The sequence below is a fragment of the Petrotoga mobilis SJ95 genome, assembly GCF_000018605.1.
Classification (GTDB): domain Bacteria; phylum Thermotogota; class Thermotogae; order Petrotogales; family Petrotogaceae; genus Petrotoga; species Petrotoga mobilis.
The window spans coordinates 1,711,131-1,724,446 of sequence record NC_010003.1; the positions used below are offsets into that span (position 1 = coordinate 1,711,131).

Annotated in this window: 12 protein-coding genes and 2 pseudogenes; 10 read left to right on the top strand and 4 right to left on the bottom strand. The window is 34.3% G+C overall.

Annotation, left to right across the window (positions count from 1 at the left end; all coding sequences use genetic code 11):
* Positions 1-60 precede the first annotated feature (60 nt).
* The 10 genes and pseudogenes from PMOB_RS10955 to PMOB_RS08115 all read left to right on the top strand — a co-directional run bounded on the left by PMOB_RS10955 (position 61) and on the right by PMOB_RS08115 (position 10,973).
* Positions 61-261, top strand: a complete 201-nt coding sequence (locus PMOB_RS10955) for a hypothetical protein (protein ID WP_041534131.1) — start codon at positions 61-63, stop codon at positions 259-261.
* A gap of 148 nt (positions 262-409) precedes the next feature.
* Positions 410-1,534, top strand: coding sequence for a hypothetical protein (locus tag PMOB_RS08080; protein WP_041534132.1), 1,125 nt, complete (start codon positions 410-412; stop codon positions 1,532-1,534).
* A 415-nt stretch (positions 1,535-1,949) separates the two neighbouring features.
* Complete coding sequence (cuyB, locus tag PMOB_RS08085; protein WP_012209366.1) at positions 1,950-2,660, top strand: cysteate racemase; 711 nt, start codon at positions 1,950-1,952, stop codon at positions 2,658-2,660.
* A 78-nt stretch (positions 2,661-2,738) separates the two neighbouring features.
* Positions 2,739-4,100: a transglutaminase-like domain-containing protein gene (locus PMOB_RS08090; protein ID WP_012209367.1), complete on the top strand. Its 1,362-nt coding sequence runs from the start codon at positions 2,739-2,741 to the stop codon at positions 4,098-4,100.
* A 305-nt stretch (positions 4,101-4,405) separates the two neighbouring features.
* Positions 4,406-6,259 (top strand): ABC transporter substrate-binding protein, encoded by a 1,854-nt coding sequence (locus PMOB_RS08095; protein WP_012209368.1) that lies wholly within the window; start codon positions 4,406-4,408, stop codon positions 6,257-6,259.
* 123 nt (positions 6,260-6,382) lie between these two features.
* On the top strand, positions 6,383-7,420 hold the full coding sequence (locus PMOB_RS08100) for an ABC transporter permease (RefSeq protein ID WP_012209369.1): 1,038 nt from the start codon (positions 6,383-6,385) through the stop codon (positions 7,418-7,420).
* Positions 7,421-7,430: 10 nt separating this feature from the next.
* A pseudogene (locus tag PMOB_RS11185) lies at positions 7,431-7,505 on the top strand (hypothetical protein); the annotation flags it as partial.
* 543 nt (positions 7,506-8,048) lie between these two features.
* A pseudogene (locus tag PMOB_RS11190) lies at positions 8,049-8,756 on the top strand (ABC transporter permease); the annotation flags it as partial.
* Positions 8,757-8,775: 19 nt separating this feature from the next.
* Positions 8,776-9,795, top strand: a complete 1,020-nt coding sequence (locus PMOB_RS08110; protein WP_012209371.1) for an ABC transporter ATP-binding protein — start codon at positions 8,776-8,778, stop codon at positions 9,793-9,795.
* Entirely contained in the window at positions 9,795-10,973 is a 1,179-nt protein-coding gene (locus PMOB_RS08115; protein WP_012209372.1) for an ABC transporter ATP-binding protein, read from the top strand. The genes PMOB_RS08110 and PMOB_RS08115 overlap by 1 nt, the downstream gene beginning before the upstream one ends.
* Positions 10,974-11,005: 32 nt before the next feature.
* Here the strand turns inward: PMOB_RS08115 and PMOB_RS08120 are convergent, their stop codons facing one another.
* Genes PMOB_RS08120 through PMOB_RS08130 form a run of 4 tightly spaced genes read right to left on the bottom strand, consistent with a single transcriptional unit; the run spans position 11,006 to position 13,114 of the window.
* Complete coding sequence (locus PMOB_RS08120) at positions 11,006-11,461, bottom strand: SoxR reducing system RseC family protein (RefSeq protein ID WP_012209373.1); 456 nt, start codon at positions 11,459-11,461, stop codon at positions 11,006-11,008.
* Entirely contained in the window at positions 11,433-12,356 is a 924-nt protein-coding gene (gene thrB, locus PMOB_RS08125) for a homoserine kinase (RefSeq protein ID WP_012209374.1), read from the bottom strand. Before thrB ends, PMOB_RS08120 begins: the two co-directional genes overlap by 29 nt.
* 24 nt (positions 12,357-12,380) lie before the next feature.
* Positions 12,381-12,557 (bottom strand): hypothetical protein, encoded by a 177-nt coding sequence (locus tag PMOB_RS10720; protein WP_155811096.1) that lies wholly within the window; start codon positions 12,555-12,557, stop codon positions 12,381-12,383.
* Complete coding sequence (locus PMOB_RS08130; protein ID WP_012209375.1) at positions 12,554-13,114, bottom strand: RNA polymerase sigma factor; 561 nt, start codon at positions 13,112-13,114, stop codon at positions 12,554-12,556. Before PMOB_RS08130 ends, PMOB_RS10720 begins: the two co-directional genes overlap by 4 nt.
* Positions 13,115-13,316 lie beyond the last annotated feature (202 nt).

The window sequence follows — 13,316 nt, forward strand, 5'->3', positions numbered from 1 at the left end:
TTTATATTGTATTATTATAACGCTGTGTAAACATTTCGTGAGGATAAGGAGGTTCTTAGAATGAATCTTCGATCTTTGGTCAAAATTGTTAATAAAGGACAGTTCATAAGACCAATTTTGAATTATGTTGTTCATTACTTAGAAAGTGATAAAACAGATAAAAATAAAAACATTGTCAATTACATAAACGTTTTGAAATTAAAATGGGATGTTAAATACGATGAAGCCCTTGAGATAATAGATAAAGAGATAAAGAGATAAAGGGATTGAAAAAAGATGGTTTGTATTATCTTTTAACGAAGAAAGATACGATGAAGCAGTTTCTTTAAACATCGAAGCATTTAAGGTTTTAAAAACTATTCCACATCCTTCTGGCATGGTGCAGGCTTTAAACAATATATCTTGGTGGTTGAAAGATATTAACAAAGAAAAGGCTTTAGCTTTTACTTTACCATTGGGATTTTATCTTGGTTACTATTTCGATGATGATAACTTTAAAGTTTTCAATTCCCTTGATACTGTGTTTCAAGTACAGAAGAATAATAACGACCCTCTGGTTTATGAGACCGCCTTTATCTTTTCGAGGTGTTTATCTCAACTAAACAAATCTGAAAGTGAACCGATAAAAAATACTTTTAAAGATATCATTAACCAATTAAAGTACTATGTATTCAATTTGGATAACAACCAACACAGAGGTACACCAAAGCTGAGAGATTTCATAAGGAAAGAGATAGGAAAAGAAAAGATACCCATAGACTCAATGAACATTTCTGAAAAAACGTTGAAAGAGTTTTTATTTGAAGAGACACAGTACATTCAACCAAGTACCTTGAGAAACATAATAGATGCTCTTGAGTTTGAAATCGATACATCCACACCTATATGTATAATCAAAGAATTGAAAAAGAAGGATATAGATAAGAAGTTTGAGATAAACCTTGAAAAGTTTAAAAACCTTCCAAAAGGAAGACAAATATCAGAATTCTTTACCTCTTACCTCATTCATTACTACAAAGAAGAGATTGATCTAAAAGAGATAATTAGAGAAATACAAGATGACAGTTTAATTGAAGAAAGATGTGATTACTACACTAAAGAGTTAATAAACTCTATCTTTGAAAGAAATACAAAGATAGATTTCAATTCTTTACTAACAAACGTTCAAGAACCAAAAATCTACACAAACAAAAATATAACCTTCAACGAACATCCTTTTTATTTGGGAAAGAAAGAAGTTGTAAAAAGGTTTATGAAAGACTTAAATAAAAAGAATTTAAAAGAGTTCATTGAAAATTACATTGATCTTGATACAACTCAACAAAAGACAGTAGAAAAGTTCATAATGAATTACGGTAGGTACTATGATTTAAAGGATATACCCAAAGAATTCACACCGAAAGTACCAAAAGAGATTAATCCATTCGTGAAAAAATATACGTTGAAAAGAAAACCTTCTGCTATTTCTTTTTATGTGTTTGAAGGGGAGGAAAGAGAAGAGTTTGTGGAAATAGTCAAGGCTTTTGAAATTTAGAGGTTCTATCTTTTGAAACGTAGAATTCTAACAATTTCCACAACCTATTTTGGGTTATATTAAACTTTTTAACCAACTCGGCTACCATCATGTGGTTATTTTAGTCCTATGTTCATATTTCGCTTTTTCTACCCATACTTCTTAGAAGCAAGTTAAATTTTATAAACCATGAAAAAATTTTCATATTTTAATTATTCTGGTAATATTTGCTTTTAATTGGTCTTAATCGTTTATAATTCCTTCAAATAGACTGTAATCGAACTTGATAAAAATCTAATTTTGTGGAATACTAGAGAAGAAAAGTAAATCAATTTTTAAGAACAAAATATGCTTTTTTTAATATTTTATAACTTGGATTCCATATGATAGGGGCAATATAACCCTATGAAATAAAAACCTTTAAAGTGTGGTTAAAATGAAGAATGAGACTATAAAGTATCCAAAAAAAATTTTAGGGATTTTGGGAGGTATGGGGCCGGCAGCCACCGCTGAATTCGTTAACATTTTGATCAGACAATTTCCTGCACCTTGTGATCAAGAATATCCAAAGATTATTTTATTTTCAAATCCACAAATCCCTGATCGAAACAAAGCTATATTGGAAAACGGCCAAGATCCTACTCCATACTTAAAAGAAGGTCTTCTTACTTTAAAGAAATGGGGCGCAGATTTTTTGGCAATCCCGTGTAATACTGCCCATTATTTTATTGATTCGTTTATTAGTGAGATCGACATTCCTTTAGTTCACATTGTTGAAGCAACGATAAAAAAAGCAAAAATTTTTTCTCCTGAAGGGGCATGGGTTCTTTCAACTCTAGCAACTAAAAAAACTGAATTATATGGAAAATACGCTAAAAAAGAAAACTACAACTTATTTCATCCTGATTGGGACTTTATGAAAAAAATTCAAAGAGTTATTGATATGGTGAAAATGGGAAATATTGAAGAAAGTGCAAAAGATTTAAAGCCATTATTAGAAAATTTATGGAAAGCAAAAAATGTTCCAATAATAGCAGGTTGTACCGAACTACCTATTGCCTACAAAGCAACTAAATTACCTAAGGATCTTATAATTTCAAGTTTGGAAGCTTTGGCTGAGGAGTGCATCGAGGAGGTTTTGAAGTAGAAGGAGATACACAATAATTCTTTCGGACAAACCTGGTTTAGGAATAGAAATCAATATGTGAAAGGCGGGGAGAGAACTTTGAACGATAACAATTTAGGTTTTTTAATCGCAAATTTACCAGAAGATGTGGAAAAACTTGTAGATTCTGGAGAGTTTGAAAAAGCTAATAAACTAATAGATATTTATTTACAAAGAAACATCTCAGGTGCTTTAAAAGAAAGGTTGAACTTTGAAAGATACCGAATGGAAATTCTAAAAAAAGAGTATATTTATGATTTTGAAATGGCCTTGAAAATGCTTCAAGAACAAATAAAAGACTTTGAAGTAGAAGAATTAGAAAGGTTGAAAGAAGAAAGATACGCTGATTGGATCAATATTAATGGTAAAGTAATGTTTCACAAAAGATTTCTTGAAAACATCCCAAAAACACATCCATCGATGAAAGAACGTCTAATAAATAAACCTCAAGAAAATGAAGAAGCAAGAAAATTACAAGAAAGTATTATAAAAGAAATTATCGAAAAAGGTGAGAAAAGTTACTTCATACATTTAAAAACAGGAATTAAGTTTAAAAAGGGAAAAGGGCGATTAAACGAAACCGTGAGAGTTCACCTGCCTATTCCACAAAAAGCTCGGCAAATCAAAAATATCAAGATTCTAAACACCTCTCACATACCAAAATTTATTTCTCCCGAAACTTATCCTCAAAGAACAATATACTTCGAAGAAAAGCTGAAAGAAGAAGAGAGTTTCACCGTTGAATATTCCTACGAAAACCATGTTAAATATATAGATCTTGACTATAACAAAGTGTTAGACCGTCAACCCAATTTTTACACATCTGAATGGCCGCCTCAGATTGTTTTTACCCCTTTTTTAAAAGACTTGGCAAGAGAGATTGTAAAAGACGAAAAGAATCAGTTAAAAAAAGCCAGAAAGATCTATGATTACATAACCCAAAACGTTATATATTCTTATGTCAGACCATATGTTTCGATAATAAACATACCAGAATATGCAGCATATAATTTAAAAGGCGATTGTGGCGTTCAAGCACTTTTGTTTATAACGTTGTGTAGAATTGTTGGTATTCCCGCAAAATGGCAATCGGGTCTATACGTCGATCCATATAGTATAAGTCCTCATGATTGGGCACAATTTTATGTCGAACCATTTGGATGGTGTTTTGCTGATCTCTCTTTTGGTGGCAGTTCATTAAGAAAGCAAAATGAAGAAAGATGGAACTTTTATTTTGGTAACCTTGATCCTTTTAGAATGGTTGCTAACTCAGAGTTTCACTACAATTTCTATCCTCCCAAGCATTTCTTAAGGTTGGACCCTTACGATAACCAAATTGGTGAAGCAGAATATTTCGATAAAGCTATAGATAGAGATGACTTTGAAATTATTATGGAAAAAATCGAAATACGTGAAATTTAAGTTGTCAAGGTTATTGAAAAATTTTTCATATTTTAATTATTTCGGTAATATTTGCTTTTAATTGGTCTTAATCGTTTATAATTCCTTCAGATAAGCCGTAATCGAACTTGATAAAAATCTAATTTTGTGGAATACTATTAATATGATGATTTGCGCCAAACTTGTAAACAAAAGGCTTTTATTTTTCAATTAAAGTTTATTACTTGTTTATTAAATTGAAATGTGATAAAATATATTAGAAGATTATTCAGGAAAGTATTGTTGGTATGTACAAACGCTAATAAATCTGCAAAGGAGGTAGAGGTATGAAAAAAGTTTTTATTGTTCTTATGGTTACTTTGATGGGTGTTTTCGCTTTCTCACAGGTTAAAAACCCTGATATGATCTTCGATGCAACACTAAGTGAGCCAGATACTTTAGACCCTCACCATGCTTATGACACTTCTAGTGGTGAAGTTATTTTCAACGTATATGACAACTTGATAGCATACGATGGAGAAAGTTTGTCCAAGTTTGTTCCTATGCTCGCGACAGTTGTCCCTACAGTTGAAAATGGTTATTTGAGAGATGGTGGAACAACATATGTCTTCCCAATAAGAGAAGGTGTTAAATTCCAGAACGGTAACGATTTAACCCCTGAAGATGTCGAATACACCTTCGAAAGAGCGCTGTTATACAACCCTGCTGGAGGACCAGTATGGATGTACTTAGACCCTATGTTTGGTGTTTTCAGCATTAGAACACTAGTAGAAGACTATGTAGGTGCTTCATGGGATACCATATTTGATGATGATATGAATCCAACAACTCCAGAATACGAAGAAGCTTTAGTTAATTTCTATTATGATGTAATAGATCCTGCAGTAGAAGTTCAAGGTAACGAAGTTCATGTTCATTTGGCAAGACCTTTTGCCCCATTTTTGAATGTACTTGCTTCAGGAAGTGGTTGGGGTGCGATATTAGACAAAGAATACTCTATAGAAATAGGTGTATGGGATGGAAATGCAGAAGGTTGGTGGAAGTATCACGGATGGACGAAAGAACAGTCTCCTTATTTTGATCATGCTATGGGAACTGGTCCGTATAAGTTAGTAGAATGGGATCACGCTCAACAAAGGATAACGCTCGAAAGATTCGACGATTACTGGAGAGGTCCCGCACCAATAAGAAGAGTAATTATTCAAGGTATAGACGAATGGTCAACAAGAAGAGCTATGCTTGAAACAGGCGATGCAGACATAGCTTATGTTCCTGCTCAGTATTTAGATGTTGTGCTTTCTATGGATGGTCTGACCGTTATTCCTGGTACGCCTGAGGTTTCAATTACTTCTTTAGGCTTCAATTGGCAAGTTGATCCTGAGTCCCCATACATTGGCTCTGGTCAATTGGATGGAAACGGTATTCCACCAGATTTCTTTGAAGATCATAATGTTAGATTAGGTTTCGCGTATGCCTTTGATTATGATGGTATGATAAATGAAGTCTTGAACGGTTTGGGTGAAAAAGTTCCTACCGCTTTGCCAACCGGATTCTTAGGGTATAGTGAAGATCTCCCGACATACGAATTGGATCTGCAAAAGGCTGAAAATTACTTTAAACGTGCTTACAAAGGTAGATTATGGCAAACAGGTTTCAAAATGACTATTCTTTACAATACAGGGAACGATTCAAGGAGAGTATCTGCTGAAATATTGAGAGATAATTTAGCAAAGATAAATCCTAGATTCCAAGTTGAAGTTAGAGGAGTTCAATGGCCAACTTACTTAGATGAAAGAGAAAATATGATGCTTCCTGTTTACATCATTGGTTGGGTTGCTGATTTTCCTGATCCACATAACTTTATTTTCACCTATTACCACAGTGAAGGTGATTACGGAGGGTACTACGGCGATAACTTTGCGGAATTTGCAAGCTTGCCAAGACCAGAATTTGGTGGAAAATCATTGAACAAAATGATAGAAGACGCAGCCCTTGAATCTGATCCTGCTGTAAGAGAGCAAATGTATATAGATATTCAAGAATTTGTCTTTGATTATGCTCTTGTTTTGCCTCTTTATCAGCCACAAGGGTTGAGAGTCCATCGTTCTTGGCTAAAAGGATGGATAAATAATCCAATTTGGCCCGGCGATTATTACTATAACTACACTAAAGTAGAGTAATAATTCTGCTAAGATAATGTAAAAAGAAAGTTTTTTGTAGTAAAATTTGAAGAGAGGGGTTTTCCCCTCTCTTTTTAAGTGATTACTTATTAAGTATAATTCACAGAGCGGAGGTGTCTACTTTTGACAACATACATCATCAGAAGGTTGTTATTACTACCTTTGATTATGTTAGGTGTTACTTTGATAGTTTTTTCTATGCAACAATTACTAGGACCTTTGAAACTTTTATCTACCTATGTTGATCCAAATACTTATGCAAAATTATCCGATCAAGATAAAATCGTTTTAATGGAGCAGTACGGTTTAACAGATCCTTGGCCAGTTAGATACGGCAAATGGATAGGGAATTTGTTCAAGGGTGATCTTGGTTGGTCTGTAGTGGGGAAAGAACCTGTTTTAGATGCTTTATTACACAGGTTCCCCTATACGGTAGAATTAGCACTATACGCTATTTTTCCTATAATAGGGATTGGTATATGGTTGGGGGTTACCGCTGCAGTTCATCATAACTCATTTATAGATCAGGCTATTAGAATATTTGCTTTAATAGGTTGGTCTTTGCCAGATTTTGTTTGGGCAATACTGGTCTTATTGATATTTTATATAGGTTTGGGATGGTTTCCACCAGGTAATCTGAGCTTATGGGCAGACGAAGTTGTAAAAAGTGCTACCTTTAATAATTATACTAATCTTTTGACTATAGATGCATTACTCAACGGAAGAATCGATATATTTTGGGATGCTTTAAGGCATATTTTAGGACCCATTATTGCCATTTCTTGGTTATGGTGGGCTAATCTATTGAGAATTACCCGATCTTCGATGTTGGAAGTTCTTAGAAGAGATTATATAAGAACTGCAAGATCAAAAGGTTTACCAGAAAGAGTAGTCATAAACAAACATGCCCGAAGAAATGCTCTAATTCCAGTTGTAACAACCGCAGGTCAAATGGTTATTGGTTTATTGGCAGGCGTTGTTATAGTAGAGATGGTTTTTGTTAGAACAGGTTTGGGATCATTTGCGGCAACAGCGGCTCAGACTCTAGATTATGCTTCTATAATGGGTGTTTTATTATTTACTTCTTTCATACTTATTGTTGGAAATCTTATAATCGATATATCGTATGCATTTATTGATCCAAGAATCAGGTTAGGGTGAGGTGAAAATTGTGAATGAAGAAACAAAAAGGGCTTTAAAGCGTTTTTTTACTAATCCTTCCGCCATTATTGGCTTTTCTATATTAGTTTTTTTCATAATTGTAGCAATATTTGCACCAGTGATTGCACCTCCTCAATTACCAAAAGAAAGAAACTTGGAAAGGGCCCTTGAATTAGTAAATGAAGATCCAACAGGGAATAAAGATTCTATTATTCAAGAGTTTCAAAGCTATTGGGAAGATACATATTTTTTCGCTGAAATGGATTATCAAGATATGTCAAGATTGATGGAAAGTGTTGAAAAGTTTGAAGATGGAGAGATTGAAAAAGAAGTATTAAAATCTCAAATTGAAGAATTAGTTGATATGTACGTTCTAAATAGGTCCTACTATGAAGATTTTGATGAAGATACCAATGGAGTAATTAGAAGGTTGAGAAATGAATATGAAAGTGTTGTAGAAAGATATGAAAGGTCTTTACAACTTTCTGAAATGATCAGTGATCTCCAGTCACTCGAAGGACAAGATTTCAAAAATGAAGCTTTAAACGTTTATGAAACCTTAAACAAAGATTTTTTGAACTCAATTGATTTTGACCCTTTCATGATCCCCAACGCAGTTTCAACATTAGAACCTATACCACCATCTCCTGAACATCCCTTTGGGATAGTAAATCAAAAGGATATTTTTTATGGTGTTGTATGGGGAACTAGAACCGCTTTTCAGATAGGGTTGGTGGTAGTTTTAATTTCAACCGCTGTTGGGCTTTTTATTGGTTCAGTAGCTGCCTATTTTGGTGGTTGGCTTGAAGAAGTTTTGATGAGAATTACAGATATTTTTATGTCCATACCTTTTATGCTTGCAGCTATGGTTTTAACAACTATTTTAGGTCTTGGAGTTAGAAATATGATGATTGCTTTGATAATTTTTGGGTGGATGGTTACGGCAAGATTGATCAGAGGGAACATACTTCAAGCCAAAAACGAGCAATACGTAATGGCTGCAAAAGCTCTTGGGGTAAGAGACGCGGCAATTATAGTTAAACATATCTTACCTAATACGATATTTCCAGTTTTGATAAACGCTACCATGAGGATTGGATCGATGGTTATCACTGCCGCAGCTTTGAGTTTCTTGGGTTTAGGTGCTCCACAAGGATACGCGGATTGGGGATCTATATTATCGTATTCAAGAGACTGGATCATTGGAGGTACAAGTCCGGGTCAATACTGGTTCACGATCTTGTATCCTGGTGTGGCTATGATTCTTTTTGTCATGGGGTGGAATTTACTGGGAGATGCCCTAAGAGATGTCTTTGATCCAAGAATGAGACGATAAAGTGAGAGGAGGAAGTTTTTTGAAAGATAATAATAGCGAACCTATACTTCGTGTTAATAATTTGCATGTTCATTTTAAAACAGAGGACGGAATAATAAAGGCCGTCAATGGTGCAAGTTTTGAGCTTTATCCAGGTGAGACTTTGGCAATAGTGGGAGAGTCTGGTTCAGGCAAAACAGTTACTGCGTTAAGCACTATAAGGCTACTAGACGAAAACGGATGGATCGCTGAAGGAGAAATAAAGTACAAAGATACTGATGTTTTATCTTTATCGGACAACCATCTCAGAAGGATACGCGGTAAAGAGATTTCCATGATCTTCCAAGAACCTATGACTGCACTTAACCCAGTTTACACTGTTGGGGAGCAGATCATGGAATCTCTTGAACTACATCTTAATATGAACGAAAAAGAAGGTAAAAAAAGAGCGATTGATTTATTAAGAAAGGTCGGCATTCCCGAACCAGAAAGGCGAATAGATCAATATCCTCACGAATTGTCTGGTGGAATGAGACAGAGAGCTATGATCGCTATGGCGTTAGCTTGCAACCCTTCCATTCTTATAGCAGATGAACCAACTACCGCATTGGATGTTACCATTCAGGCACAGATACTGGAACTTATGAAGGATTTACAAAATGAATTTAAAATGTCCATAATTTTTATCACACATGATCTGGGAGTAATTGCTGAAATGGCTGACAGGGCATTAGTTATGTATGGTGGTGAAGTGGTTGAAAGTGGTGAAATCAAAACTATTTTTAAAAGGCCACGTCATCCCTATACATGGGGCTTGATGAATTCAATTCCCAGAATAGACAAGGAAGAGGAGAGGTTGCTTTCTATTCCTGGAGTTGTTCCAAATCCCTTGAACTTTCCAAAGGGTTGCAAATTTTCAAATAGGTGTTTTTTTGCTGATCAAAAATGTGTAGATGAAGATCCTAACTTGGAAGAAGTAGAACCTCGCCATTTTTCCCGTTGTTGGCACATAGACAAATTATTGGACGAAATGAACAAAGTCAAAGAAGGTGAAGTATAGTGCCAAATAGTGACAAAGTGATCTTAAAAGTTGAAAATTTGAAAAAATATTTTCCTGTTAGAGCCGGGGTCTTCAAAAGAACAGTCGCCCAAGTGCTAGCTGTAGACGATATTAGTTTTGAAATAAAAGAAGGCGAAACTCTGGGGCTTGTTGGTGAGTCCGGTTGTGGTAAAAGTACAACAGGCATGACAATCCTGAGATTATACGAACCAACAGATGGACGAATTATAATGGAGGAACAAGACACTACACCATGGTTCATGAAAGGTACCACCGTTAATAAGTATGTTAAGAAGATTTATTCAGACAGATTTGAAAAAATGAAAAAAGAATTAGGTTCAGAAGAAGAAGTAATTAAGAAATTAGATAATCAAATAGACAAAAAATACGCACAGTTATATTTTCAAAACGGAGTAAGTGAAATAAGAAAAGATTTGTTGAATAATTTGGCTGAAAAAAGACGATCCTTTAGAAAAAATGCCCAAGTCATCTTTCAAGACCCCTATTCTTCCTTAAATCCAAGAATGAGAGTTCTGGATATCATAGGAGAAGGTATGAAAGTTAATAAAATGGGTACAGCTTCTGAAATAAGAGATAGAGTAGCTAACTTAATGGAAACAGTAGGATTATCGAAAGATTATGTTTATAGGTATCCCCACCAATTTTCTGGTGGACAAAGGCAAAGAGTAGGGATAGCGCGTGCTTTGGCATTGGACCCAAAATTAATCATTTCTGATGAAGCAGTTTCCGCTTTAGATGTTTCCATTCAATCTCAGATAATAAATTTAATGGTTGACTTGAAAAATGATTACGGTTTAACCTATGTTTTTATAGCTCACGATTTGGCCGTTGTGAAGCACATAAGCGACAGAATAGCGGTTATGTATCTAGGAAAGATAGCTGAATTAACAACGAAAAAAGAGCTCTTTGATGAGCCATTACACCCTTATACGGTTTCTTTGATGTCGGCAATTCCTATACCAGATCCGGAAGTGAAAAAGAAAAGAGTGGTTTTACAAGGTGATGTACCAAGCCCTCTAAATCCACCCTCGGGTTGTAGATTTCATCCTCGTTGTCCAATTGCTAAAGATATTTGTAGCAAAGAAGAACCACCACTTAAAGAAGTTAAGCCAGGACATTTTGTATCATGTCATTTTCCTGGTGAGTTTAAAATTTAAAAGCTTGGGTTTTACCCAAGCTTTTAAATACTTTAGATTTCTCCTTTTTCGTGCAACTTTAGATCTATTTTCTTCTCTAACTTTTGTAGTATGACTGGTAAGTATCTGTCTTTTAATTTTTTTCTATCGTACTGATGAATTAAAAAATAAGTAATTCCCAATCCTAAAATGCCAGCCAAGAAAGAGAAGATATCTGAAAAGCCCAAAGTATAGAGAATGGAAACTATAGACAAGAAAACTATTAAAGGAATCCCATAAGCTAAAAAAGAAAGTTTCACTACTGGAACTTCAGGTAATTCTACAACTACTTTATCTCCTTTTTTTACATCGACTTTTTCGATGTTTTTAGCTTTTAAATTTAGTTCGTTTGCCCCACCTAATAGGGTACAGCCACCTTTCATTGCACAGCTTTCACATTCTTGCGTTCGTGTGGTTCTCAAATACACGTAACTTTCGTCTTTATCGATAACATCCATTACTTCCCTCATCGTTTATTACCTCCAATCCATTATGACATACGTCCAAAACCGTTACTTTATAACCTTGATCAAAGTGAGAAAGAAAATTAACCATCTCATCTTCTATATTTTTATAATCTCCGTCCAAAATTCCCATGATTGTTGGCCCAGAACCACTCAAAAAATACCCCTTTGTACCTATTTTCATCAATTTAGATGTTATTTCTTCCCAGTAGGGGATAAAATCTTTACGATATGGCTGATGAATTTTATCTTTCGTGGCTTCTGACAAATTTTCAAAATGGGAGGTTACAAGCGAGGCTACGAGAAGACCAACTCTGCTTATATTAAACACCGCATCTTCAATGGGCACATTTTTTGGTAAAAGTGAACGAGCTTTTTTGGTAGAAAAATGAAAATCGGGGATAATTGCCAATAATTTCAACTGAGTTGGTAAATCCATTTTTACATACTTAACTTCTTTTTCCAACAAACTTCCTACTGTCAATCCTCCAACGAATGCAGGTAGAATATTATCCGTATGTCCATCCATTGTAGCTGCTAAATATATTATCTCTTCTTTCTTCAAAGGATTATTAAGCAGTTCGTTGGCAACTACTAAGCCTCCGACTATACAGGCTGCGCTACTTCCCAAACCTCTTGCTATGGGTATATTATTTATAAGATTTATGCGAAGACCCTTCGGATGAATATTTACTGCGTCAAACAATCGTTTCATCGCCTGATAAACTAAATTATGCTCATTAGTTTCTATATATGCTTGATCTTCAACCGGAATATTAATTTCTAGGCCAAAGTTTATTTCTTCTACTTCTATGATATTGTACAATTGTAAGGCTATCCCTAAACTGTCAAATCCTGGTCCTATGTTGGCAGTTGTGGCTGGAACTTTGACTCTTATCATTTCTTCAGCCCTTTCATTAAGTGATTATCCAAGATTAAGTTTGTTTTTAACATTGTTGATAACAGAGTTTTCGCAGGAAAAATATGTTTTTATAATGCCCCTATATATATCGATCATTTTCTTGCAATTTTCGTTCAACTCATCTTCCTTGATTTTCCCCTCAAAAAAATCGTTCAACAATTCTTCTTCTTTTTCGTTCATACTAAGTTGGCCTCCTCTATGAATTGTCGCAATTTTTTTCTCGCATAATGCAGCTTACTTTTTACAGTCCCTAAAGGGATTTCCATTATCTCAGCAATTTCATTGTAACTCATACCATCGATATCTCTTAACTTAATCAGTAGTCTTTCTTCCTTGTCTAGTTTTTCCATTATATTTAAAATCATTTGGTAATCAAGCTCTTCTAGTACTTCATTTTTTACATTTGTATTGGAGATTGCTTGTATATTAGGATTTTGATCCGTTTCATCTTCAAAATCCACAGAAGTTTCTTTGCTTCGTTGATATTTGCGAGAATAATTTTTTCCCACATTGACAGCTATTCTGTAAATCCAAGTAGACAATTTGGAAAGGCCTTTAAATCCATTTATTCCTTTAATAATTCTTATAAACACCTCTTGAAGTGCATCTTCTATTTCATCATGGTTAACGTAATTTTTTAAAACCCCATAAATTTTTGGTGCATACTCTTCGTATAATTTTTTAAACGCATCGGGATCATTTTTTTTAAGATCTTCAATGAATTTTTCTTCTATCAATTTGACTCTCTCCTATAATAAATTGTTCATTTTATTATACCATAAATTGTTAGGGCGATTCTATGAAAAATATTTCTTGAAATTTTTTTCATAGTTGACAAAAATGTCGATAATTGTTCCTAAATTCATATAATTGCTTCTAATCGCCTAAGAATAGATTTCTTTGGATTTGAAACTTTGAGAAAAAAGGGATAAAATATTT